This is a genomic window from Streptomyces sp. NBC_00984, assembly GCF_045162475.1.
GTDB lineage: Bacteria > Actinomycetota > Actinomycetes > Streptomycetales > Streptomycetaceae > Streptomyces.
The window spans coordinates 8688843-8714077 of sequence record NZ_CP108734.1 but is presented as its reverse complement, the minus strand read 5'-3'; the positions used below and the strand labels follow the sequence as shown (position 1 = coordinate 8714077).

Genomic DNA, 25235 nt, shown 5'->3' with positions numbered 1-25235 from the left:
GGGCGTCAGACCGTCCACCACACCCTGGCGTTCGCGTCCAGCTCGAAGCTCGCGCCCTGGGAGCCGTTGGTGGTGTCGGCCGGGGAGCCGGCGAGCAGCAGACGCCCGGGTGCGGGGATGTGTACCGCCTCATCGGTGGTGTTCATCGTGCAGACGAAGCCCTGGCGGCGGAAGACGAGTACGCCCCGAGGCGCGTCGGTCCATTCGACGGTGTCTCCGGCGCCGAGCCCCGGGTGCGCCCGCACCTGGTGGACGACGGCTTCTCTCCACCAGTTCGCCGGGGGCCCGGCCGGGGCGGCGATGTCATGGGCGCTGGCAGGGGGCTGGGGCATTCTGGGTCCTTCTGGAGGTTCATGTCGGTGTGGCCGGTCGGTCCAACTGGCTGAGGCCTGTTGTCCGGTGTCACGGACGTCAGTCCTCGGCGGGGCCCAGATCGGGAGTGCCCCGCAGTTCCACCGTGCGGGTGGTGGCGCCGTGCAGTTCGAGGACCGTGATCTCGTTCCGGCCGGCGTTCAGGATCGGTGCGGGGACGTAGAGAGTGGTCTGCGGTCCTCGGGACCAGTACCGGCCGAGTGCGAAGCCGTTGATCCAGACGTGGCCCTTGGTCCAGCCGTCCAGGGCGATCCAGCCGTCGGCCGGCTGCTCGATGTCCAGGTGCCCACGGTGGAACGTGGGGCCGACCGGGGGCGAGGCGGGCTCGAACGCGGTGAAGGAAAGCCGGCCCGGATCGTCGAGAGGCAGCGTCCGGCTGTACCAGCTCTCCGGCGCCAGTGCGTTGACGGAGACCTCGCCGAGCAGTCCCTTGCGGTCGTGCATGCCCTGCCCGTAGTTGACCCTGCCCTGGTTCTCCACCAGCACGGCCAGTTGTGCACCGCGCCGGGGGGTGTGGAAGGCGAGGGCGTGCTCGTGGTTCTCGCGTTCCAGTACGCCGACCGGCTGGCCGTCGACGAAGACCTGGGCGCGGTCGTGCACCTCGGCGATGCGGAGGACGGTCGGCCCGGCCGCCGGGAGCGCCGTCTCGTACAGGATGAATCCGAAGGACTGGCCGAGCTGTTCCATGGCCTGCGGGCGGTCGGCGTGCACCGCGCTGCCGAGCCGCTCGCACTGGTCCAGGAGGCCGGCGCATGCGGTGAGTTCCGCGGCGGCCGGGGCAAGCTTGGGTGCGGGGGCGGGTACCGGCTCCTCGGGGACGGGCGCGTGCCGGGCGATGACCTCGCGGAAAGCGGCGTATTTGGGGGCGGGATCGCCGGCCTCGTCCAGTGGCGCGTCGTAGTCGTACGACGTGACGGTGGGGCGGTACGTGCCCTTGTCGTTGGCGCCGTTGGTGAATCCGAAGTTGGTACCGCCGTGGAACATGTAGATGTTGACCGAGGCGCCGGCCGCGAGCAGCCGGTCGAGGTCCGCCGCGGCGTCGGCCGTGCTGCGGGTGACATGGGTGCCGCCCCAGCGGTCGAACCAGCCGATCCAGAACTCGCTGCACATCAGCGGCCCGGACGGCTGATGCTTGCGCAGTTCGGCGAGCCCGGCGTCCACCCGGCTGCCGAGATTGACGGTGCGCAGGACGCCGTCGAGGCCGCCGCGCTCCAGGTCGGAGGGCTGGTCGCAGGTGAACAGCGGTACGTCGGCTCCGTGCCGGAGCAGCAGCTCCGCCAGATCCTCCAGATAGCCGGAGTCGTCGCCGTACGCGCCGTATTCGTTCTCCAGTTGCACGGCGAGGATCGGGCCGCCACGAGTGGAGAGGTAAGGAAGGACGGGCGGCAGCAGGGCAGCGAGGTAGTCGTCCACCGCCTTCAGGTAGCGCGGGTCGCGGCTGCGCAGTTCGATGTCCTCGTCGGCGAGCAGCCAGGAGGGCAGGCCGCCGCCCTCCCACTCGGCGCAGATGTACGGGCCGGGGCGGAGCAGTACGTGCAGGTCTTCGGCGGCGGCCAGATCGAGGAACCGGGGTAGATCGAGACCTGCGTCCAGCCGGAACTCTCCCGGATGGGGCGAGTGGAGGTTCCATGGGACGTAGGTCTCGATCGTGTTCAGTCCCATCAGGCGCGCCTTGCGAAGCCGGTCGGCCCACTGTTCCGGATGAATCCGGAAGTAGTGCAGCCCACCGGAGATGATTCGCAGCGGTCGGTCGTCGAGACGGAAGCCGTCTGCGGCAACCTCGAGTCGTGGCATGGCCGTGGTCTCCTCGATGATGGAACTGATGGAACTGATGGAACTGATGGAACTGATGGAGGTGGGTCAGCTCAGCGGACGGCAGAGCAGAGCGTCGGGGACTCCGCCGTGGTTCCACTTCCAGGTGAAGGCGACGCCGGCGACGTACTCGTTGTCGGCGCACTGACCCTTGTAGTAGCCGGGAGCCCAGTCGCTTTCGACCGAGCCGCCGGTGGCCGGGCGGTTGTTGCCCTGGTCGAACCAGACGTTGCGGCCGTTCAGCGGCAGCGGTGCGGCGGACGGCGCGCAGAGCAGGCCGGCCATGGAGTTGCCGTTGGCGCTGTAGCCGACGGCGAAGGTGTTGTCGGGGCACTGGAGTTTGTTGTAGCCCGAGGCCCAGTCGCCGTGGGTGACGTAGCGCTCGTCATGGACGGCCACCCAGTCACCGGCTCCCTTGGCGGGCTGGTTCGCGTCGGTGCACAGGCCGCGCTTGTCGCTGCGGCCGAGGCCGGTCAGGCGCTGGCTGTCGGGGCAGTTGCCCTTGCGGTAGCCGGGACTCCAGTCGCTCTGGGCGAGCATGCGGGAGGAGACGTTGTGGTCGCGGAAGTCGAGGTCGAGCATGTTCCAGTGGTTGACCTGTGCGACCGGACCGGTCGTTCCCGGGGCGTTGACCAGCTTGTTCCAGTCGGCGGACCGCCAGTCACCGGGGTCATTGAGGCTCTGTCGTCTACCGGCGGTGTCGTAGGAGATCAGGGCCCAGGTGTCCTGCGGCGCGCCGTTGGCGCCGGTCCATCCGACCAGCGGCCAGATGGCGAAGTCGGTGTCGTTCTCGACCAGGATGTCGGTGAAGTTGTCGAACCAGGTCTTCTCCTTGGTGTCGTCCGACCCCCTGCCGGCGGCACCGAACTCGCTGATCCAGACGGGGGCGGTGAAGTGCTGGCCGGACTGGGTGACGAACAGGGCTTCGTCGTGCACCAGTTGCTTCAGCTTGTCGAGCGGGAAGTCCTCGTACGGCCAGTCGTTGGTGTGCCCCGGCCCGCTGTCGGCACCCGTGTAGTTCGGCCCGGTGTAGCCGTAGAAGTGCGCGGCGTAGACCAGCTTGCCCGAGGTGATCAGGGTGTTGGAGAGTTCACGGACCGGCGTCAGCATCGGCCTGCCGTAGTTCAGCCCGTCCAGCGGGATGCCGTACCAGTTGATGCCCTCCATGATGACCAGCATGTCGGGGTCGGCTTGCAGGATGCGGGTGCCGGCCAGCTCGAAGGCCGCGTACGTGTCGTGGTCGTCACCCCAGCCCCAGTTGGGGTCGTCCCAGGTGTCGCGGCGGATCTCGTTGCGCAGGTCGGCGCCGACGACACGCTTGTTCGCCTTGTAGCGGTTCACCAGGAAGAGCCAGTCGTCCTGCCACTGCTGGGCGGACTGTCCGCTGTTCCAGCGTTCGTTACCGTCCAGGCCGCAGCAGAAGCGGTAGGAGGTGGTGTGGTTGTTGAGGATGACCGCGAACCCCTCGGCGGTCAGGGCCGCCACCACCGCGTCGAACACCTGCAGCGGAGTCTTGCCCTTCAGCTGCGGGTTGGCCGCGACCGCGGAGTCCGGTAGGACCGTGGTGTCGCGCATCATCGCGTTGGCGAACGGCAGCCGGATGCTGTTCAGCCCGAGTTCGTGGAAGTCGGCCATGATCTGCGTCAGCGGGGCGCGGTCCAGGCCCAACGGGATGTTGTGCGACATCTGGTCCGCCTGGTGGTTCGCGGGGTCGTTGACGTCGCCGCTGCCTTCCCAGGTGCCCTGGGCACCGGCCCAGTTGCCGGCCTTCAGCTTGAAGCGGTTGCCGTTGGCGTCGACGATGTACCGCCCGCGGGTACTCAGCGGTCCCGTCCAGGAGGCTGCCAACTGCGGTCCGGTCATTGGAGTGGTCATACTGGGGGCGCTGGGGGCCGCTGCGACGGAGCCGGTGGTTCCCGCGAGAACGAGGGTGACCGCGGCTGCCGTGGCAGGCAGGATTCGGGAGAAGAATCTCCTGACGGCGGGAGCCGACCTGTCGGATCTCATGCTTGTCCCCTCCAAGGGTGGGGTGGGTGTGGGGGTTGGATCTTCAGGTGGTGCGGCCCGGACCGGTGGTCCGGAGTCAGGTGCGGCTCAGCCCTTGAGGCCGCTGGTGGCGATGCCTTCGACGATGTAGCGCTGGGCAACCAGGAACATGGCCACCAGTGGGGCGATGGTCACGACGGCTCCGGCGAACAGGCCGGGCAGGTTGATGGTCTGTGAGGTGAGGAACGTCGACAGGGCGATCTGGGCCGTCCACGCGGACGGGTCCTGGCCGATGACCAGCGGCCACAGGAAGGCGTTCCAGCTGTCGATGAAGGCGAGCGCGCCGAGCGAGGCGAGCATCGCTCCGGACGACGGCAATGCGATCCGGCGGTAGAGGCCGAGCCAGCCGAGCCCGTCCAGGCGTCCGGCCTCCTCGATCTCGCTGGGGAACTGGAGGTAGAAGTTACGGAAGAGCAGGACGGCAAAGGGGTTGAACAGCCCAGGTGCGATGATTCCCCACAGAGTGTTGACCCCGCCCATGGAGCCCACGACGACGAAGGTGGGGACGAACGTCACCGAGCCGGGGATCATCAGCGTGGCCATCACCAGGGCGAGCAGGACGCCGCGTCCGGGTACCGGGATGCGCGCGAGGGCGTATCCGGCGGCCGAGGCGAGGAGCGTCGACACCGGGGCGGTGATCGCGGCGATCAGCAACGAGTTGCCGAGGGCCTGGCCCATGTGCAGGGTGGGGTCGCTGAAGAGCGAGGTGAAGTTCTCCCAGTGCATCGTCGACGGCCACCAGGTCCAGTCCGGTGACGTCAGGCCCTGCGTGTCCATCAGCGCGTTGCGCAGCATCAGGTAGAAGGGCGCCAGGAACACCGCCGTCAACAGGCCGGCCAGCAGGCCGCGCACGGACCGGCGTACTGCCTGCGGCAGTTGTCGTGTTGTTGCCATGTTGCTCACTCCTCCCCCTTGCCGAAGCCGGTGAGCCGGCCCTGGATCAGGGTCACACCGACGATGAGGGCGGTGAGTACGAAGGCTCCGGCCGATCCGAGGCCGTAGTTCTGGGAGCCCATCGCGGTGTCGTAGAGGTAGCCCAGGGGGGTTCGGATCGGGGCCGCGGCCGACCCGGAAAGCCCGCTGTTGAACAGGTTGTAGAACTCGTCGAACGCCTGGAAGGCGGCGATGAACTGCAGCATCAGCACGGCCACCGAGGTGTTGCGCAGCATCGGCAGGGTGATCCTGCGCAACAGGCGCAGGCCGGTGGCGCCGTCGAGGGCGGCGGCCTCGTACATCTCCTTGGGGATGGCCTGGAGCCCGGCGAGGAAGAGCACCATGTAGAAGCCGACCTGGAGCCAGAGGCGGAGGGTGATGAGGACGACCCAGTACAGCGGTGGCGAGGTGGTCTGCAGCCACGGGACGGCATCCATGCCGAACCATCCGCCGATCGTGTTGGCGATGCCGCTCGGCAGCCCGTTGAACAGGCACATCTTCCACAGCAGGGAGGCTGCGACGTAGGAGACGGCGGCCGGGATCAGGAAGGCGGTGCGCAGCACGGCCCGGCCGCGCCGGATCCGGTGCACCAGCAGTGCCAGCCCCAGCGAGGCGGCGAACGTCACCGGCACGATGAACACCGTGAACAGCAGGATCTGGCCGAGCGACTTGCGGAACACCGCATCGGAGAGCAGCGCCTGGTAGTTGTCCAGGCCGACCCAGTGCCCCAGGGCGATGCTGCCGCGGGCCTCACTGAGGCTGAGCAGGAAGCTCCAGCCGATGGCGACGTACTTGAAGAGGCCCAGGCCGATCAGCAGGGGCCCGGCGAGCAGTGCGAACGCTCCCCAGGCACGCCAGTCCGGGCGGGAACGGCGGACGGGGGCGGTGCCCCGCGGCTCGGACGCGGGGCACCCGACACGCTCGTGGTGAAGCGTGGGTGGAGGTGCGGACTTCTTCATGCGCGCTGCTTGTCGATCTCGCCCTGGGCCTTCTTGGCCGCATCGGCCAGGAGCTGCTCCGCATCGCCCTTCCCGCTGACGATCTTCGCCGCAGCCGCGGTGAAGAGGGAGCTCACAGCACTGTTCCAGGTGCTGGGGTTGTTCCTGCCGTACTTGGCGGCCAGCTCGACGGTCTCCTTGGCGGGCCCCTGGGTGAGCTTGTCGGCGGTGGCGGCGACGGACGTGCGCGGCGGGATGTGGAGGCCGTAGCTCTGCGACCAGTCCGTCTGAAGGTCGGTCTGCTGGATCCAGAGCCACTGCACGAACTTCTTGGCCGCGTCCACGTTCTTGCCCTTGGCGTTGACGCAGGTACTCCAGCCGCCGACGCGCACCACGGGCTTGCCGCCGGGCTTGAAGGCGGGCCACGGCAGGACGCCGAAGTCGTCGCCGAGCGCGGTCTTGATGGCGGGCATCGACCAGAGGCCGCCCCACTGCATCGGGACGACGTTCTGGGTGAGGGCGGCGGGATCCCACCAGTCGGTGGTGAAACCGAGCAGCAGGGACCGGTCGTCGTGAAGGCGCTTGAGCCCGGCCACGGCCTCGGCGGCCTGGGGAGAGCCGAAGCCCGCCTTGCCGTCGTCGGTGACGAGGTCGCCGCCGTTGGAGAACACGGACAGGATGGCGCTGTCGCCCAGGCCGTCCTGGCCGACGAACAGCCCCTTGGTCTTCTTGGAGCTCAGGGCCTTGGCCGCATCGGCGAGCGCGTCGAAGCTGTCGGGCGGGGTGATGCCGGCCTTGGACAGCACGCTCTTGCGGAAGTAGAGCATCATGACGTCGTCGAGCGTCTTGACGCCGTAGAGCTTGCCGTCGACGGTCACCATCTCGCGGGCGCCCGGGTTGAAGTCGGACTTGGCGCTGCCGTAGATGTCGTCCAGCTGGGCTATCTGGCCCTGCCGGGCAAGGCTCTCGCTGAAGTCGCCGATCTCGAAGACGTCCGGGGCGGAGTCGGTGAGCAGGGTCGCATTGAGCTTGCTGCTGTAGTCGCCCGGGGTCCAGGTGACCTTGACCGCGATGTCCGGGTTGGCCTTGGTGAACGCGGTGGCATAACGGGTGAGGGCCTGCTGGGTGCCGGCCTCGCCGTAGGCATGGGACCAGACGTTCAGGGTGGTCTTCGCCCCGGTGGAACCACCGCCGGCCGGGTCGGTACTGCAGCCGACCGCCGCTCCGGCGACGAACAGGATGGATCCGCCGAGGAAGCCTCTGCGGCTAAGCTTGGAGCTCCGTGCGCTCACTTCGCATCCTTCAGGTTGAGAGGGTTGGGTGTACGTGTTGTTGTCCGGCGCAGCCGGTGTCCGGCATTCACAGTTGGCAGACGGTGATGGACATCGGTTGCGCCGGAAGCTTGGGCCGGCGAACGGGATGGTGACGCTCGTTCAGGGGAAGAGGGCCTGGATGCCGACGACGGCGGCGCCGCGGGCCCACTCCTCCCAGGGGAGCGGACGCAGGGTCAGCGGGCATTTCGCCGCTGCTTTGAAGCAGTGCGCTTCGTAGGCTTCCCTGATGTGCATTCCGAAAAGGTCGTAGGTGTCGAGCCCCTCGCCTGTGACGACGACGCGCTCGGGACCTACGAGGTTCACAAGGGTGGCGATGCCGACGCCGATGGCGTGGCCCGCCCTCGCGAAGACGCCCTGTGCGGCAGGGTCTCCACCACGGGCGAGCTGAACGGCGCCGTCGAAGTCCAGGTCCGGGTCGTCGGTGGCGCAGCGGATGGCGGCGAGGACTGCGTCGCTGGAGGCGATGGCCTCGACGCAGCCGGTCTGGCCGCAGTGGCACCGTGGCCCGGCCGGGTCGATGCTGATGTGCCCCATCTCTCCGGCGACGCCGTACGCGCCGGCGACCAGCTCACCGTTGATGACGATCCCGGAACCGATCCCCGCTCCGATGGTGACCAGCGCGAAGTACTCGGTACCGATGCCCTCGCCGAACCAGTGCTCGGCGGCGGTGATGGCCTTGACGTCGTTCTCCACGGTGACGGTCAGGCCGGTCGCCGCGGCGACGGTCTCGGCCAGCGGCACGTCGCGCCAACTGGGAAGCACAGAGTAGCGGACACGTCCGCAGGGACGGTCCACGTCGCCGGAGACCGCGATGCCCAGGTGCCGGGTGCGGGCCCGGTACTCGGGTCTCGCGTCGAGAAGTTCGGCGACGAGGTCGGCCAGTAGCGCACACACGGCGGCCGGGTCGCGGTCGCCCAGCGGCCGGCTGGCGGTGGTGCGCATTTGGGCCCGCAGGTCGCAGACCGCGCCGTAGAGGGTGTCGGCACTGATCTTCACACCGACGACGAACTCCCGGTCGGGAGTGACGGCCAGTGGGTTCACGGGGCGTCCGGCCCCTGGAGCGGTGCGCTCCGGGGGAAGTTCGTGCAGGTAGCCGTCGTCGATGAGTGGTCGCGCGGCCTTGGTCACAGCGGTCGAGGACAGACCTGTCCGGCGGGCCAGCTCCACCCGACTGAGCGGGCTTTCGGCCAACAGCAGGGCGAGGATGGCGGTTTCGGCCGGTGCCGTCACCAGTGGTCGCGAGTGGTTTGGAAACACGGCGGCAACCTACGATAAATAAATAACTTCGTCCAGTATTGATTTTCTCGTTCGAGCGGCCCTACGCTCTGGCCCAACTCCGGCCACTTCAAACGTCGTTCGGTGTTTCCGTTTGCCTGGGTCCTCACCGACGCTCGACACCCCTCGGGACCTCCTGTGCCTCCCACGCCCTCATCCGTTTCCTTCGACCCCGCACGCGGGCTGATGGTCCTGCGGACCCCGAACAGCGTCTACGCCGTGCGCATCGGCGCCGACGGCAGCCCCCGGCATCTGCACTGGGGGGAAGTGCTCGACACCGACGCCCTCTGTGGACTGCCCGCGGCCACCTCACCTGCTGCGAGCAGCTTCGAGACAGACCCCACCCCGGACGAATTGGCCCCGCAGACCGGTGCGCGGTTCGGGCCGGCCGGCCTCCAGGTGCGGTTCGCCGACGGCACCCGAGGCGCCCAGTGGTCCTTCACCGGCCACACGGTCCGGGACGGCGAACTCCGTCTGCAACTGGCCGACCGGCGCTACCCGTTGGCCGCAGAACTGGGCTACCGCGTCCGCCCCGGCAGTGACATCATCGAGCGCTGGGTGGAACTCACCCACACCGGAGCCGACGACTCGGGCCCCATCACCGTCGACCGGCTGGACTCGGCCTCCTGGACGCTGCCGGCACTGCCCGACTACCGGCTCAGCCACCTCGTGGGCGGCTGGAACAGCGAGTTCCAGCTACAGCGCGACCGGCTCCCGGTCGCCGAGACCGTGCTCACCAGCCGCCGCGGCGTCACCAGCCACCACGCCAACCCCTGGCTCGCCCTCGACGACGGCACCGCCGACGAGGAACACGGCCAGGTCTGGAGCACCGCCCTGGCCTGGAGCGGAAGCTGGCGCATCACCGTGCACCGCGACCCGGTCGGCCGGACCACCTGGACCGGCGGCTTCGGCCACGAGGGACTCAGCTGGGCCATCCAGCCCGGCCAGAGCCTGCACACACCCGTCTTCGCCGGCCTCTACACCCCCGACGGCTTCGGCACCGCCAGCCGCGCCTGGCACACCCACATCCGCACAAGCGTCCTGCCCGCCCCCGACCACGACCGGCCCGTCGTCTACAACTCATGGGAAGCCACCGGCTTCGACGTCGGCCAGCCCGGCCAGCTGCACCTGGCCCGGCTGGCCGCACGTCTGGGCGCCGAACTCTTCGTCCTCGACGACGGATGGTTCGGCGGCCGTACCAGCGACCGGGCGGGCCTCGGCGACTGGACACCCCGGCCGGAGGCATTCCACGACGGGCTGCGCCCACTGGCCGACGAAGTGCACCGCCTGGGCATGGCCTTCGGACTTTGGGTGGAGCCGGAAATGGTCAACCGCGACAGCGACCTCTACCGTGCCCATCCCGACTGGGTCGTCCATGCGGCGACTCGGGACGCGACCGAACTGCGCAACCAGCTCATGCTGAACTTCGCCCGCCCTGACGTCGAGGCCTGGGCCCGCCGGACCCTGGACCAGCTGGTGCACGACCACGACATCGACTGGCTCAAGTGGGATGCCAACCGGGTCGTCACCGAAGCCGGATGGGCCGGCCACCCGGACCCCGACCGGCTGTGGATCGACCACACCCGCGCCGTCTACCGGATCATGGACCGCCTCCGCGCCGACCACCCCGGCCTTCGCATCGAGGCCTGCGCGGGCGGCGGCGGACGGGCCGACCTCGGCATCCTCGCCCGCACCGACCAGGCCTGGACTTCCGACAACACCGATCCCGTCGACCGGATCAGCATCCAGCACGGCTTCAGCCAGCTCTTCCCCGCCCAGGCCATGGCCGCCTGGGTGACCGACAACCCCAACGTCACCACCGGCCGCACCACCCCTCTCCGGTTCCGCTTCCATGTCGCCATGGCCGGAGTGCTCGGCCTCGGCGGTGACCTCACCGCCTGGTCCGAGGAGGAGCTCGACGAGGCCACCGCGCTCGTCATCCGCTACAAGCAGATCCGCCCCCTGGTCCAGCACGGCCGCCAGTACCGCCTCCACGGCCCCGACGGAGTGACAGCCGTGCATTACGCGGCCCAGGACGACACCGAACACGCCGTCCTCGCCTGGCGCCCGGCAACCCGCTTCGGCCACCCGGCCCCCGGGCTCGCCCTGTCGGCCCTGGACCCCACGGCCCACTACCTCGACATCGACGAGGGCATCACCCACAGCGGCGCCGTCCTGACCCGCCGGGGCATCGACCTGCGGCTACCCGCCGGCGACTACGCCAGCCGCCTGATCCGGCTGCGCCGCACCGTCTGACCCCCGCCCCCCTTCTCCGCCCGACCCACGAAGGAACCGAGAACATGCCCACACCCCGCGTCCTGGTCGTCGGAATCGACGGCGTCCGCCTCGATCTGCTGCCGATGCTGGAAACGCCCAACCTCGACGAACTCGCGAACGCCGGCTTCCTCGCGCCCGTCCGCATCGACGACGACACACCGACCATGTCGGGCCCCTGCTGGACCACGATCGTCACCGGTGTCGGCGTGGCCAAGCACGGAGTCTGGGGCAACAACTTCACCGGAAACCGGCTTGGAGTCTTCCCCGACTTCACCACCCGGCTGGCCGCCGAGCAGGGGCTGCGGACCTTCGCGGCCGGCGGTTGGGAACCCCTGTTCCTGGCCCGGCAGGGCGGCCCGGTCTTCGCGGCCCCGAGCAGGCTCGCCTACATCGCCCCGCGCGAGGACACCCCGCAGGGCTGGGAGGAATGCGACCAGAGCGTGACCGACGAAGCCGTAAGAGTTCTCGGCTCCGGCGAAGACCTCGACGCCTCCTTCGTCTACCTCGGCGCTGTCGACGAGACCGCCCACTTCCTCGCCTGCGGAGCCGAGTACCGAAGCGCGATCGAGACCGCCGACCGGCAACTCGGACAGCTTCTCACCGCCGTACGTGAACGTCCCGACGCCCGGTCCGAGGAGTGGACCATCATCGTGGTGACCGACCACGGCCACCGCGACGAAGGCGGCCACGGCGGTCGCAGCACATTGGAGCGCACCGCCTGGATCGCTGCGAACGGCCCCGGCATCACCTCCACCACCCCACCGGACAGCCTCCGCCACGCCGATGTCGCCGCCCACGTCTACGCCGCCCTGGGTATCACGCCCGACCTGCACTGGACGCTCGACGGACGGCCCTTCCACTCCCTCACGCCGCAGACCACCTGACGCCGGCAGGAAACCGCTGGCCGCCGGAAACCGTCGGCCGGCGACCCCAAGGCGCGGCAGCCAACCACACGCGTCCCGCAGAGAGGTCCCCTCCGTGGACACCACGTCCCTCGACTCCATCGACTTGGCCGCCTTCGACCCCGGCCAGTGGGAAGACGGCGCGAACACCCTCCATGTGGGCGACACACGAATCAGCCTGCGTACCCTCGCCGACAGCGCCACCCTGACCCTGTCGCACGACGCTGCCGGAACCGAGGCTCTTGTCACGGCAACGGCGGACGGCACCGTGACCCTGCGCCTGGACGTCCCACTGGGCGACGCCGTGGGCTTCTGGCACCCCGACGCCGGCTGGGAGCGCACCCTGCCCGCCTCCGCACCCGTCGGCTGCCTCTACGACACCGCCGGTCGCAGTCTGCTCGCTCTCGCCGCCAACCGCACCGTCCAGGAGACCTGGATCCGCTTCGGTGTTTCCGAGGAGCGCAAGCGCTTCGGCGTGTGGCTGCGCCTCTCCCTCACCGCCGGGCAGACCTGCCGAGTCCGCATCTCCGCGCCGGGCACCACCATGGCTGCCGCCCTCCACCGGCTCCGCCAGTGGCTCGCCGGCCTGCCCGACGGAGAGCCGCTGCCCGTTCCGGAGTTCGCCCGGACGCCCGTCTACTCGACCTGGTACGCCTTCACCCAGGACGTGACAGCGGCCGAGGTCGAGGAGGAGGCCGCCCTCGCCGCCGCCCTCGGCTGCGGCCAGCTGTTCCTGGACGACGGGTGGCAACTGCACGGCAACGGCCGCGGCTACGCGGGCTGCGGCGACTGGCAGCCGGACCCCGTCAAGTTCCCCGACTTCCGCGCCCACATCAGTACCGTTCACCGTACCGGACTGCACTACACCGCCTGGATCGCCCCGCTCCTCCTGGGAGAACACTCCTCCGCCTACCAAGCCTGGGCACCGTACGCGCCACACCACGTCCCACATCTCGACTGCCACATCCTCGACCCCCGCCACACCGAAGTGCGCGCACACATCGCAGACACCTGCCGCACCCTGGTCGACACGTACCGACTCGACGGCCTGAAGATCGACTTCCTCGACGAGGCCATGGCCTACGCCGCAGTACCCGCACCCGACCAACCTGCCCCCGGTTACATGCCGGACATCGGAGAGGCGATGGCCGCGCTGCTCGCCGATATCCGCGACGCCCTGCGGGCCCTGCGCGGCGACCAGTTCGTCATCGAGCTGCGCCAGCCCTACACCGGGCCGGCCATGACCGCACTCGGCAACGCACTGCGCGCCACCGACTGCCCGGCCGATCCCGTCGCCAATCGCATCCGGACACTGGACATCGCGCTGCTCGCACCCGGCGGAGCAGTCCACTCCGACATGTTGATGTGGGATCCGCAGGCAACACCGGAAAACCTGGCCCGCCACTTCCACGGGGCCCTGCACTCCGTGCCGCAGATCTCCGTTCGCCTCACCCGGCTCTCCCTGAACCACCGCGAGACCCTCGCGTTCTGGCTCGCCACCTGGCGTCGACTGGCTCCCGTCCTCACCTCCGGCCACTACGAACCCGGCCGCCCGGACGAACTCTTCCTCCAGGTCACCGCCACCCACGGAAACCAACGGGTCATCACCAACTACACCGACAAGGTCGTGCCCCTCACCACCGAGGCCTGGCGCTCCCACTCCCTCATCAACGCCTCCACCGCTTCACGAACGGTCCTCGACGTTTCCGGACCACCCCGCCAGGTCTGCGCACAGATCTATGACGCCCAAGGCCGATTGCAGCAGGCCACGGCTCTCTCCCTCACACCAGGCATCCACACGATCGAGGTTCCGCCCTCCGGACTTTGCGTCCTCGACCCGCCCTCCAGCCTCCCCGCACGAGGAGAGGAACACATCCATGGGGCGGCGTCACCTGCCTAATGACCCCAGCAGATACCCCGGGGCGTGGCGCGCGCGGCCGTGTACTCACCCGTTGCCGGTTTCGGTCCGGGTCCGGGTCCGGGTCCGTCAATCGAACGGATCTGTCTCACTTCCGGTGGTGACGCAGAGCGACTGGCTCGTTGGCAGTAGGTGTGTGATGTCAACGAGCTTGTGATTGCGGTGTTTTCGGGACTTCCGCCGCTGGTCATCGAGGACGTGGCGGACGAGGGCGAGCTGATCCGGGTGCGGGCACGGACACCGGAGATACCGAGAGCTTGCACTCTCTGCGGTGCGGAGACGGCGCGCGTCCACGGCTACCACGAACGGACCGTGGTGGATGTGCCTGGTGACGAGCGGCGCGTGTTTGTCGTCGTGCGGGTCCGCCGCCTGATGTGTCCCACCCGCGGTTGTCGCCAGAGCTTCAGGGAACAGTTGCCCAGGGTTCTGGAGCGCTATCAACGCCGAACGCCGCGACTTTCGTCGCAGGTCTGGGCAGTGGTGCGGGAGTTAGCCGGCCGCGCCGGCGCGCGATTGCTGTCCGCCCTGGCGATGGTTGTCTCCCGGCATACCGCCCTGCGCACGTTGTTGCGGCTGCCGCTGCGCGCCAGGCCGGTGCCGCGAGTGCTGGGGTGGATGACTTCGCGCTGCGCCGTCGCCACGACTACGCGACCGTCCTGATCGACGCCGAGACCTGCGAGCGCATCGATGTCCTGCCCGGCCGCACCACCCAGGCCCTGGAGCTTCTGGGCGACCGCCCTCAGCGCGGCCGACTCGTTCGGGTAATCGCCACGAACCTCAGCGACCATACGGACCGCTCGTTTGCGCAGCTCAAGGGGATACGAAGAGGGGCGTGCCATGACTCAATCCCTTCACGGAATCGAGTCTCCATTCGAACCGGGGCGGTTCAGAGTCTGACTTTGGTGACGCTATGACCGGGCTGGGTTTCTCAGGCGAGGCCCTCGAGGAAGTCCGAGAGTGCGGTGTGCAGGGCTTCAGGCTGTTCCAGGTGCAGGTCGTGGCGGGTGCCGGGGATGCTCATGGCCATGGTGACAGGTCGCTGGCGGAGCATCTCCTCGGCTTCGTGCGCAGGGATGAAACTGGATTGGGCCAGGACGACCAGGGTGGGGCACGTGACCTGCCCCCACTCGTGCCAGAAGGAACGCTGGGCGTTCTCCGCCAGCGAGCGAACCATCACGTCCCGGTCGAAGCGAGGCCACCATCCGCCCTCGCGTTCCTCCAGCCCGGCCGCCCAGCCTGCGCCGACCGGTCCGCCACCGAGGAACCCGGCTGCCACTTCGCGTGAGGCGAACGGTGTCGGCCACGAGTCGAGCCATCCGCCGATGTCCACGGGGCCGTTCGGGTTCGAACCGCCGGGTCCGGCCTCGACAAGCACGAGCGCACGGACCAGTCCGGGATGCGCAGCGGCGGCGAGCATCGCCGTATGCCCGCCCAGCGACTGGCCGACCAGGACGGGCCACCGCAGCGCCAGCTGATCAACAACGGCGGTGACGTCGGCGACGTAGGCAGCGCGGGAGACGTCCTGCGGGTAGCGCTCGCTGGCGCCGTGCCCACGCTGGTCGACTGCAACGACCCGATACCTGGAGCTCAAGCTCTGTGCCAGCACGTCCCATTCACCCGCGTAGCCGGCCAGGCCGTGCAGCAACACGATCGATTGTCCCAGCCTGCCCCAGTCCCGGCAGGCAAGCCGGACGCCGTCTCGCACCAGCACGCGTTCAGACCATGACACGTCATCCCCCGGGGAATCGGCTGGCCTCTTGATCACGCCGCAACCGCCTCAGGGCGTTCGACGAGCCGGCCTCGTTCGAAGCGGGCTCCGGCACGGACGAGGGCGACGAGGTGGGGTGCGTTCACGGCTCGCCACCGCCGCTGGGCGGACTCGACGAGTTTGAAGACCATCGCCAGGGCGGCGGTGCGGGAGCCGGCCCCGCGGGTGACCTTGGTGCGCAGGCGGACGGTGGAGAAGGTGGACTCGATCGGGTTGGTGGTGCGCAGGTGGATCCAGTGCTCGGCGGGGAAGTCGTAGAACGCCAGCAGCTCAGCCTGATCATCGGTGATCTTTTTGACCGCCTTGGGGAGCTTCGCGCCGTACAGCTGAGTGAACGTCTTGATCGCTGTCTGCGCGTGCTGCTTGTCCTCGGCGTTGTAGACGTCCTGGATGGCCTTCTTTGCGCCGGGCTGCGCGGACTTCGGCATGGAGTCGAGCACATTTGCGGTTTTGTGAACCCAGCACCTCTGCTCGCGGGTTTCCGGGAACACCTCGGCCAGCACCTTCCAGAAGCCCAGAGCGCCGTCCCCGACCGCGAGGACTGGGGCGCGCATGCCCCGGCGGGCGCAGTCGCGCATCAGGTCGGCCCGGGACGCGCCCGATTCGCGGTAGCCGTCCTTGAGCGCGACCATTTCCTTGGAGCCGTAGGCGCGGACCCCGATGAGCACCAGGACGCAGGCTGTGGCCTCCTCCAGGCGGACGTTGAGGTGGATGCCGTCGGCCCACACGTACAGGTAGTCGACCTCCGCGAGGTCGCGGTCCATGAACGCTGTGTGGTCGGCCTGCCACTGCTGGGTCAGACGGGTGATGGTGGCCGGAGAGAGCCCGGCCGCGCTGCCGAGGAACTGCTCCAGGGCGGGCCCGAAGTCGCCGGAAGACAGGCCGTGCAGGTAGAGCAGCGGCAGCACCTCACTGATCTTCGGGGACTTCCGTGCCCATGGCGGCAAGATCGCCGAGGCAAACCGCTTGCGCTCGCCCGTGGCTTCGTCGACGCGTTTGTCGTTCACCCGCGGCGCCTTCACCTCGACCACACCGGCCGCCGTGGTCACCGTGCGCGGCTGGTGATAGCCATTGCGCACGACCAGGCGGTAGCCCTCTTCGCTTCGCTGATCGACCAACTCGGCTATGTAGGCGTTGACTTCGACCTCCAGTGCGGCGGCCAGCATCCGCCGTTCGCCCTCGCAGACGATCTCGTCGATCAGAGAGGAGCCGTCGGCGGCGGTGCCGTCGTCGCTCACTACGCTGAGCACAGGCGTGCCTTCCCGACCCGCGCGGCAACGCGGACCTACTCGATATCAGTCAATCGATCACTCGAGAAGGTACGCCCTTCGCGTGTGCCCTCCCGAGCCGATCCACAGGTAATGACCATTACCCGACGGGGGCAGAACACTGCACCTGTTCCCCAACAACGGAGTGGGCTTCGCCTGCACAAGCCGTGACGAACAAGCCGATGGGCAGTCCCAGTCCTGCCTGACCGACGCACAAGAACTCCAGGCACTGGACAAGGCGAACAACCACTGGACAGCAGCCGACCAGATCCTCGCCATCGGAGACATCGACGGACCGCTCGACACCGACGGCGACGGAACCATCGATGTGCCCGCCTACCCGGACCTCCTGGTCAAGAAAGGCAACCTGCTCTGGCTCTACTTCGGCTCCGATTCCTTCTATCTCGACGCAAGCCGGGCACCTGTCCTGATCGGCGGGGGATCACGGTCCGCCTACGACCTGGCCGCACCAGGAGACCGCACCGGAAACGGTCATCCCGACCTGATCGCACGCCACAAGACAAGCGGAGAGCAGCGCCTCTACGAAGGCACAGGGGACTCCGGCGAAGGACTCGGCACCGGCCCCACGTCTCCCGGGCTTGGGACGGGGCCGGCGGGCATCCGCGCGGGACTGGGCGACGTAGGGCCGACCTCGGCACCCCGGCCGACATCTAGACGCTCACACGCCACACCACCGAGCTGGAACAGCAGATCCTCGACCTCCGCAGCGAACTCACGGAACGGGGCGAGGACCGCGAAGCCGTCCGCGCCACGAACCGTGAACTGATGGCCCAGCTCAACAGCTGACCACGTCATCGCCGACAGTGAGTGTTTGCGAACCCGGCTCATTGCTGGCCGGCACGCGCGTGTGGACATGCTGCTGCCGGTGGAAGGTCAGCGTGCAGGCCGGGCAGAGCGGGAAGGGCGGATGCCGGGGCGGTGGTCAGAGCTTCTTCGACCAGTCGGAGCGGGAGCCCTGCCCGTGATCCTGCGGGTCACGAGGGTGATGAGGGCCCAGGTCACATGAGCTTTTCCGGGTGTCGCGGAAGACGTTCGTGGTCGCGGACATTGCGCCGGGCTTTCATGATCCAGCCCAGGGCCTGGCCTTTTCGTGTCAGCCGCGCGTCACGAGTCGATGAAGGGTCAGGTCAGATGTACGGCACGCATCATCTGGGCGCCCATCACACTGATGTCCGAACGGCTCGCCCGCCCCGTCGTGTCGATCCCTGCCGAGAACTGGTCCCGGTCCAGAATCAGGTCCTGAGGGCGGAGCGAAGACCGCCGGCCCGCCACACACATCATCCCCGTGCGGTGGCCATCTTCTCGATCTCGCTGAGAACGAGGTCGGGGCGCTCGATCGGGATGTCGTGCGAGCTGCCCACAGCGGTGATGAGTGTCCGGTCAGGGCCGGCCTTCGCGAACGCGGCGGCGGCGTCCCGCCAGAGCTGGGCGTCCTCGGGTGACCCGTCAAACGGGGTCTTCTCCGACACAATGACAGTGGCGGGCACGCTGTCGGGCCAGGAGACCTGGTGGTACGCCTGGTGCATCGGTGCGTAATTCTCCGCGGTGGCGATCAACTGGCGGTTCTCCTTCGTGGAAGGATCCGCCTTCGCCGCATCAACCTGCGGCTTGTTCGCGGCTACGAGACGGGCGATCTCCTCATCGGTGTAGAGCTCCGGCAGGCTCGCGTCGACGAGTACCGCACCAGAGACCAGCTGCCGGTTCCCGCGGGTGAAGTAGGCCGCGACCTCGCCCGCCTGGGAGTGTGACACCAAAATGACATTCCGGGTGACACGGAGTGCGCGCAGACCGGTCTCCAGATCGCCGACGGCACTCTCCACCTTCCAGGGGCCGGGCACCTCGTCACTGTCACCGAGCCCGGCCCGGTCGTACGTGATGATCTCGGATCCGGTGGCTGCCGCGATCTTGGGAACCAGGTCCTTCCAGTACGAGGAGTCCAGGCCCCCGCCCGCGTCCAGGACGATGGCGGGAAGATGGCCGGGAGTGACATGGAACGCCAGACGGTGACCGTCGTTGTTAATCATATGCAGCGTCGGGTCGGCCGCAGGTTCCGAAGCCGACGCGGCCGGCGCTGCGGAAGCCGACGAGGTGGAATCCGCCGGAGCGGATTCGTCAGCCTCGCTGCAGGCCGTGAGTGTCCCGGCCGTGACAGCCAGTAGGAGCATCGTCGGCAGCACCCGGTATGCGCGTCGGTGAGGCAGGAAGTTTCTCATCAGGGGTGGTCCTCCGGGAGCCGTTGGTGCGGTTGTGTTGAACGAGCACCATCCTCGGCTTATCTGACCCCTGGCTCGATCCGGCTACCACGATGATCGCGGGGGCCTTTTCCCCACCGCGCATAGAGGGGCTGTCCCCCCTTCGCCTTCCCGACACAGTGACTGCTCAGCGAACCCGCATCGACCTTCTGCGTTCTGTCGCATACTGACTTCGGCTCGTTGGGGTGAACTTTCTCGAAGTCCCTGAGGGGCCCGGTGTGGTGGCTGTATTCGGTGGTGGATGAGGTATGCGGATGGGGGCGGGCTGACTGCTGCGGGTCGGCTGCGCCGGGAGTCGGTACGACTGCAGGCGGCTGAGCTGTTCGAGCACGGCATCAAGCCGCTGGAGGTGGCACAGCGTCTACGGGTGAGCCGGAAGTCGGCCTACCAGTGGCACCAGTTGTGGCGGGAGGGTGGTGTGCGGCTCTGGCTTCCCGTGGCCCGAGCGGATCGCGGTGCCGTCTGTCCGAGCGCTGTCTGGAGAAGCTGGCCGCGTATCTGGAGCAGGGCCCGGCTGCGCACGGCTGGGTGGAGGACCAGGTGTGGACCGCGGCAAGGCTGCCCTCAGCTTCAACCCGACTGCTGCGACAGCAGGTTGGTGCAGGTCTTCCACCTCCACTCGAACCAACAGCGCCTCACGACGCAAACGGAATGTGTGCCAGAACCCGCGAGTCGTGAACGAAGCCACGGGACGCAGTTCCATGTTCTCTGGGGGTAACTGTGTGGCGCGAGGCGAGTGGAGACCACTCCCCCGACCTCGACGAGCTTCGGGCCCGCGGCGTCCTCGGGACCCGCACGACGACGCCTCCGGCCTCCCGGCGGGCCCTCGGAGCCGACGGACCACGCCGACGAGGACGCGCTACCGGACAACTCCGTCTGACGCGGCTCCCGCAACCCGCGGAACGGCGCCGACCCGGACCGCCCCGTGTCACGGTGGCCTTCTCCCCGACCGGAGCTGGGCCGCCTGCCGACGTCCTGGACAGGCATCTCGGCAGGTCCTGCAGCGCCCCGATGTCCCTGACCGTTGGAACGGAATCGGGGACGTCCCCTGACCGGGCTGCGCATCGCCCACGGCTTGCCGGTCCGAGCCTCGTCGTACGGCTTCGCCGCGGACCGCCTGCGAGCAGGGCCGCCAATCGATAAACCCGCTGTCAATCGGCGCGGGCATCGTCTGGGCATGGAGCTCTTCCTGGTGGTCTTCTGCGTGAAGGGCCGGTGCTGTGGGCGGTGGTTGGGTACTGTCCTGTCCGTCTGCCAGAAGCACGTCAGCCGAGGATCGCGCGCCGGCCGCACAAAGGACGCTGGGGAGACGGGTGCTGGGCGACGAGGAAGTCCTCGAGGCCGTGCAGGGCTACATCGAGAAACGAGGGGAATCCCTGGCAGAGACACTGTCGGGTGACTCCGCAATCACCTGGCATTCGCTCCTGAAGGCCAGGTCGTGCGGAGTATCAAGTCCCGCTCGGAAGAGAAGCACTTCCACCGCGGACCTCTCGGCCTCTCCGGCCACCCGGTGTACGAACACGATCAGCGACTACCAGATTCCGCCTCCCCGGGACCCTGCCGAACAGCGCACTCGGACAATGGTGCGGCGGGGGTCGGTCGACGACCGCTCGTGCGAATGCGGTAACGGAGGGGTCCGTTGCCAGCGCTGCGAAGGCGAAGGCAAGATCCGCTGCGAGCCGCGCCAGCCTTGCGGAAGCTGCCGAGACAGCACCTGCTGCCTGCTATGCGGCGGGGCCGGCCGCCCGGCCCTGAAACCGGCCGAGACGCAGGCCAAAACGCCGGTGCACAAGGCCGCAGGGGATACAGGCGACCGCACCCGATGCTGTGAGTGCGGTGAGCCCGGTGTCGCATGCGTAACCTGTCGCGGCCGCGTTCAGTGCACCACCTGCCAGGGCGACGGGTCCAGGCCATGTCCCGACTGTGCCGGGGGCGGCAAGGTGACACACGAGCACTGCGCCGGCACAGGCAGGACCGTCGAATGGACAGAAGGCACCATCACCCGAATCCCCAGGACCAACGAGGTCAAGCTGCCGGAGCCCGGAGTGCTCTACTGGGCGCGGAAACTAGCAGATCAGCACGCCACCTGGATGCCGACGGCACTGGCCGACAACGACCCCCTGCACGCCCGCGTCCAGAAGGATTTCGGTTCGGCCCTGAAGCCACTCCTTCGCCCGCACAACCAAGAGATCGCGCGCCGGACAGAACTCAGATATGTGCGGTTCGCGAAGGTGGCGGTAGACGAGCACCCGCGCCGGATCTACTACGTCTTTCCCGCGCTCGGGCGGCCGAAGGTCGTGACGTGGCCCTCGCCGAGACGCACCTGACAGATCGCCGGGTTCGTGCCCGGTGTGCTTCTGCTCCTGGTGCTCGTCAACCGATTCATCGCCTGACTGGCGGTCACAGCGCAACGGCGGCAACACCGCGTGCCACGCGGCCAGTGGGGCTGGCGGTGGGGTGTATCGTCCGCCCGTTCCCGGCGGCTGGCTCACGAGGAGGTCATTCACGTTCCGCTCGACAACTGACCGGCCCTCCTGCAAGACACGGACGATACGGAGCGTCGCCCGTCGACCCCCAAAGATCCCGGCAGCTCGATCCATCTGGGGATACGGTCAACACGGGCCCTGAGCTGCGATCTGTGGATGTGACGACGCAGTTCAGTTGGCAAATCAGCACGCTTGTTGGCAAACGTCGCTGATGTTGCTCTGGGTTACGGCACCCGATGACGGGCGCCGATGAGACTGGTGAAGTCGGCCCGGGGCGCGGTTCCGATCTTTCGACCGGCCCGTTTCCCCGGAGCCGCTTCCCGAACCGGGCATGCGACTTGGCACCGCACCCGGCTCTCCACAAGCCCCGAGGGCTTCGTGGTGGTTGTTCTCATCCCGTGGCGTCCCAGGGGGTGGGAATCGTCAGGCCCCGGTAGCGGTAGCGAGTGGTGCCTACCGTGATCGGGTTGAACAACTCCCGGGTCTCCCCGGTCCACCATGATCTACGGCCGCAGTAGCGGCGGAAGATCTTCCTCCGGCCCGTCTTGGGGTGCTTGCGCTGTACCCATCTCCAGACCGTGTGCCACATGTAGTTGCGCAGGTAGGAGAAGGTCGCGTAGGAAACCCCGGGCCGGAAGTAGGCGCACCAGCCCCGCACCGCCGGGTTGATCCGGGCGAGCAGGGCGTCGAGCGGCTGGTTCGTGCCGACCTCCCGGCACAGTGTCTTGACCTTGGCCATGATGGCCCGCAGGGCCTTCTTGGCTGGGTAGGTGTAGACGTAATACCGGTTGGTGCCTGGCTTTCGGTGGCGCTGGATGTGCCAGCCGAGGAAGTCCAGGCCCTGCTCGATGTGGGTGATCAGAGTCTTCTCCTGGGACAGGCGCAGGCCCATCGTGGTGAGGACTTCGGCGATCTCTTCGCGTAGCGTTTCGGCGTCTGCCTTGGTGCCGTGAACCATCAGGCACCAGTCGTCCGCGTACCGGACCAGCCGGTAGTTGGGCAGACCTCGGCGTCGACGCCTGCGGCGCTCGTTGAGATCAGTTCCGGCGCCTCCCGGGGCCTGGGCGATGTGCTCGTCCAGGACCGAGAGCGCGACGTTGCTGAGCAACGGCGAAAGGATCGAACCCTGCGGGGTGCCGGTGTCGTTGTCCCGCAGCAGGCCGTCCTCACTGAGGATGCCCGCCTTGAGGAACGCCTTCACCAGGGCCAGGACGCGTTTGTCCCCGACGCGTGCCCGCACCCGCTCCATGAGAGCGGTGTGCGAGATCTCGTCGAAGCAGGCCTTGATGTCGCCTTCCACGATCCACTCGTACTTCTTGGACGTGAGCAGACGCACCTCTGCCACCGCGTCGTGAGCCCGGCGATTCGGGCGGAACCCGTAGGAGCACGGGAGGAAGTCCGCCTCGAAAATCGGCTCCAGCACCAGCTTCAAGGATGCCTGCACCACCCGGTCGGTGATCGTCGCAATCCCCAGACGGCGGAGCTTGCCACCCGTCTTGGGGATCATCCGTTCCCGCACCGGCATGGGCTGGAAACTACGGTCCTTGATCTGCGACCGCAGCACGTCGAGGAACTCCTCGACTCCGACCCGCAACGCGATGGACGACGCCGTGCGTGCACCCTTGTTACCCCGCACCCGATCCCAGGCCACCAGCAGGAAGCCGGGATCGGCAACGAGATTGAACAGGTCGTCGAACCTGCGATGAGGATCATCACGAGCCCAACGGTGCAGCTTGGTCTGGATCTTCAGTACCTGACGCTCCGCCTCATACAAGGCGCGCTCCAGCTCGTCGGTATTCACCGGCGACCCTCCCGACATTCCAGTGCTTCGGCCACTGACTTGCTGGCCCCCTTTGCCCTGCGACCGGCTTTCCCGGCCTCCACGACGGGTCGTTACTCCCGCGACTACTACGGGGCCTCCGCCCCACCCACGGCCCTCAGTCGGCAACGGACCTGCCCACCGCCGAACCGGCTGTCCGGCGGCTCGGGCGACCGCGGATGGTTCCCACGTTCACCACGCAATCGATCGGTCAGGGAGGTGCCCAGCTCTACACCGGCAGCATCGCCACGCCTACGCCGCAGGCTTTCAACGTGGCCTCCCCACCGGAACAGGAAATCCGGCTTCGGAGTTAACCCACCCGTCCGAGGACACGCAGGTCACGCGCTGCATACCGGCCCGTATCCACCAGGTTTGAGCCGGCTCAATGCTTACGGAGCTTCAACCACTGGTTCGCTTTCGCTACACCTTCTGACCTCGCTAGACGGGCCCGCACCGTCCGGTAGTCCCGGCACGTCCCGCCGTTGTCGGGGCCGCTTGCCACCCTCCCCGGCGTTCCCCGGGTCAGGCTGCCCCCAGCTTCACCAGGCCGCTGCGACGACCCGGCAGTGGTGGTCTTTCACCTCCACTCGATTGCATAGCGCCTCGTGGCGCACTCCTGTCGCATTGAAGCTGTCGGATTCTCACTCATTCTCGTTCGTTCTGGCGGATTCTCGTCGGGGTGTGCTCTGAGCAGCGATATTGCTTCGTTCGTGGGGTTTGATCCAACCCGGAGGTCAAGGCCGATCGGCGATGCGGTGCGCCAACCAGGCAAGGGCGGGCGGCATCCGGTACTCGACGGCGTGGTGGCCACCCTCGAACAGCTCGAAATGCACGATGTCGTCGGCCACTCCGACTTCCGCAAGCGCATCGCGGAAGGCCAATGCGCCCAGGTCGAGGAACCACTCGTCGCGGGTGCCGGCGTCGATCCAGATGCCGCGCTGGGAGCGGAGGGCGTCGGCGTGCGTGGTGGCCATCCGTACCGGATCCCAGGCCAGCCAGCGCTGCCACTCGTTCTCGCGCAGGGCCCCGGTGCGGGGGTCGAAGGGAAGGGTGGGGGAACCGTCGTGGCCTGGGGAAAAGCAGGCGGAGACGCCGAGGATCTCCAGGAGGTTCAGGTCCTCCTCCTTGGTGAAGGCGGCCCGCGAGCGGAAATCATCCCACCAGCGGAAGATGTCGCCGCCGTAGGGCCGCAGTTGGCGGGCCGCAGTGAGGAAGTGCGGGTGGTACTGGGCCTCGGACAGCGAGTCGCCGGAGTGGGTGGCGAAGGCGCCGAACAGATCTGGGCGGAGCATCGAGGTGACCGTGGCGCCGAGTCCGCCGCTGGACTTGCCCGCGATGGCTCGGTGTTCGCGCGCGGGAAGTGTGCGGTAGCGGGCGTCGACGTACGGCACGACCTCTTCGCACAGGTAGGAGTGGTAGCAGCCGGTGCCGGGTGAGTCGATGAACTGGCTGCCGCCGTAGGCGGTCCAGGCGTCCACGAATACCAGCAGCATCCCGGGCGCCTCCCCGCGGGCGAAGATCTCGTCGGCGAGCTCGGGGACTGGCTTTCGAAAGGCTGTGCGGTTGCGCCAGACCGGGAGCGTTCCCGCGTAGCCGAGTAGCAGATACGTGACGGGGTAGCGGCGTTCGGGCGCATCGTCGTAGCCGGGCGGGGTGTAGACCCACAGCGGTCGTTGCGCCGGGTCGTTGAGGGGGTTGCCGCGGAGCAGCGCGCTGTCGATGACGTGTTCGTCGATGCGGCCGGCGAGCGTGAAGGTCGACATACCTCGAGACAGTACTACGATTTCAAAATATCTGAATGCGTAATTTCTGGA

General features: G+C 68.1%; 18 protein-coding genes and 1 pseudogene. 7 read left to right on the top strand and 12 right to left on the bottom strand.

The window, feature by feature from the left end:
* Positions 1 to 5: 5 nt before the first annotated feature.
* The 7 genes from OG520_RS38930 to OG520_RS38900 form a co-directional block, all read right to left on the bottom strand.
* Complete coding sequence (locus OG520_RS38930; protein WP_406016287.1) at positions 6 to 332, bottom strand: hypothetical protein; 327 nt, start codon at positions 330 to 332, stop codon at positions 6 to 8.
* Positions 333 to 411: 79 nt separating this feature from the next.
* Positions 412 to 2166 (bottom strand): glycoside hydrolase family 35 protein, encoded by a 1755-nt coding sequence (locus OG520_RS38925; protein ID WP_406016286.1) that lies wholly within the window; start codon positions 2164 to 2166, stop codon positions 412 to 414.
* 66 nt (positions 2167 to 2232) lie between these two features.
* Positions 2233 to 4047, bottom strand: coding sequence for a glycoside hydrolase family 5 protein (locus OG520_RS38920; RefSeq protein ID WP_406016285.1), 1815 nt, complete (start codon positions 4045 to 4047; stop codon positions 2233 to 2235).
* 231 nt (positions 4048 to 4278) lie between these two features.
* Complete coding sequence (locus OG520_RS38915; protein WP_399335761.1) at positions 4279 to 5124, bottom strand: carbohydrate ABC transporter permease; 846 nt, start codon at positions 5122 to 5124, stop codon at positions 4279 to 4281.
* A 5-nt stretch (positions 5125 to 5129) separates the two neighbouring features.
* Positions 5130 to 6122, bottom strand: coding sequence for a carbohydrate ABC transporter permease (locus OG520_RS38910; RefSeq protein ID WP_399335759.1), 993 nt, complete (start codon positions 6120 to 6122; stop codon positions 5130 to 5132).
* Positions 6119 to 7393 carry an ABC transporter substrate-binding protein gene (locus OG520_RS38905; RefSeq protein ID WP_406016284.1) on the bottom strand — a complete coding sequence of 425 codons (1275 nt, stop codon included), beginning with the start codon at positions 7391 to 7393 and terminating at the stop codon, positions 6119 to 6121. The genes OG520_RS38910 and OG520_RS38905 overlap by 4 nt, the downstream gene beginning before the upstream one ends.
* 141 nt (positions 7394 to 7534) lie before the next feature.
* On the bottom strand, positions 7535 to 8692 hold the full coding sequence (locus OG520_RS38900) for an ROK family protein (protein ID WP_406016283.1): 1158 nt from the start codon (positions 8690 to 8692) through the stop codon (positions 7535 to 7537).
* Positions 8693 to 8848: 156 nt separating this feature from the next.
* On the opposite strand from OG520_RS38900, the gene OG520_RS38895 reads away from it, so the two are divergent.
* The 4 genes and pseudogenes from OG520_RS38895 to OG520_RS38880 form a co-directional block, all read left to right on the top strand.
* Positions 8849 to 10966, top strand: coding sequence for an alpha-galactosidase (locus OG520_RS38895; RefSeq protein WP_406016282.1), 2118 nt, complete (start codon positions 8849 to 8851; stop codon positions 10964 to 10966).
* A gap of 44 nt (positions 10967 to 11010) precedes the next feature.
* Positions 11011 to 11871 carry an alkaline phosphatase family protein gene (locus OG520_RS38890; protein ID WP_406016281.1) on the top strand — a complete coding sequence of 287 codons (861 nt, stop codon included), beginning with the start codon at positions 11011 to 11013 and terminating at the stop codon, positions 11869 to 11871.
* 94 nt (positions 11872 to 11965) lie between these two features.
* Positions 11966 to 13789 carry a glycoside hydrolase family 36 protein gene (locus tag OG520_RS38885; protein ID WP_406016280.1) on the top strand — a complete coding sequence of 608 codons (1824 nt, stop codon included), beginning with the start codon at positions 11966 to 11968 and terminating at the stop codon, positions 13787 to 13789.
* Positions 13790 to 13969: 180 nt separating this feature from the next.
* Positions 13970 to 14529 (top strand): annotated as a pseudogene (locus OG520_RS38880) (transposase family protein); the annotation flags it as partial.
* A gap of 206 nt (positions 14530 to 14735) precedes the next feature.
* Here OG520_RS38880 and OG520_RS38875 read toward each other — a convergent pair.
* Complete coding sequence (locus tag OG520_RS38875) at positions 14736 to 15515, bottom strand: alpha/beta fold hydrolase (protein ID WP_406016668.1); 780 nt, start codon at positions 15513 to 15515, stop codon at positions 14736 to 14738.
* A 53-nt stretch (positions 15516 to 15568) separates the two neighbouring features.
* A complete protein-coding gene (locus tag OG520_RS38870) occupies positions 15569 to 16825 on the bottom strand; it encodes an IS256 family transposase (protein WP_406016279.1) in 1257 nt (418 codons plus the stop codon).
* Positions 16826 to 16988: 163 nt separating this feature from the next.
* Between OG520_RS38870 and OG520_RS38865 the strand changes: the two genes are divergently transcribed.
* The gene (locus OG520_RS38865; protein ID WP_406016278.1) at positions 16989 to 17630 is read left to right on the top strand and encodes a hypothetical protein; all 642 of its coding nucleotides are present in this window, start codon (positions 16989 to 16991) and stop codon (positions 17628 to 17630) included.
* 511 nt (positions 17631 to 18141) lie between these two features.
* Here the strand turns inward: OG520_RS38865 and OG520_RS38860 are convergent.
* Positions 18142 to 18888: an alpha/beta fold hydrolase gene (locus OG520_RS38860; protein WP_406016277.1), complete on the bottom strand. Its 747-nt coding sequence runs from the start codon at positions 18886 to 18888 to the stop codon at positions 18142 to 18144.
* A 469-nt stretch (positions 18889 to 19357) separates the two neighbouring features.
* On the opposite strand from OG520_RS38860, the gene OG520_RS38855 reads away from it, so the two are divergent.
* Both OG520_RS38855 and OG520_RS38850 read left to right on the top strand, forming a co-directional pair.
* The gene (locus tag OG520_RS38855; RefSeq protein ID WP_406016276.1) at positions 19358 to 19834 is read left to right on the top strand and encodes a helix-turn-helix domain-containing protein; all 477 of its coding nucleotides are present in this window, start codon (positions 19358 to 19360) and stop codon (positions 19832 to 19834) included.
* A gap of 1222 nt (positions 19835 to 21056) precedes the next feature.
* Positions 21057 to 21443 (top strand): hypothetical protein, encoded by a 387-nt coding sequence (locus OG520_RS38850; RefSeq protein ID WP_406016275.1) that lies wholly within the window; start codon positions 21057 to 21059, stop codon positions 21441 to 21443.
* Positions 21444 to 21993: 550 nt separating this feature from the next.
* On the opposite strand, the gene ltrA is transcribed toward OG520_RS38850, so the two are convergent.
* Positions 21994 to 23403 carry a group II intron reverse transcriptase/maturase gene (ltrA, locus tag OG520_RS38845; RefSeq protein WP_406016274.1) on the bottom strand — a complete coding sequence of 470 codons (1410 nt, stop codon included), beginning with the start codon at positions 23401 to 23403 and terminating at the stop codon, positions 21994 to 21996.
* A gap of 752 nt (positions 23404 to 24155) precedes the next feature.
* Positions 24156 to 25184, bottom strand: a complete 1029-nt coding sequence (locus tag OG520_RS38840; RefSeq protein ID WP_406016273.1) for an alpha/beta hydrolase — start codon at positions 25182 to 25184, stop codon at positions 24156 to 24158.
* Positions 25185 to 25235 lie beyond the last annotated feature (51 nt).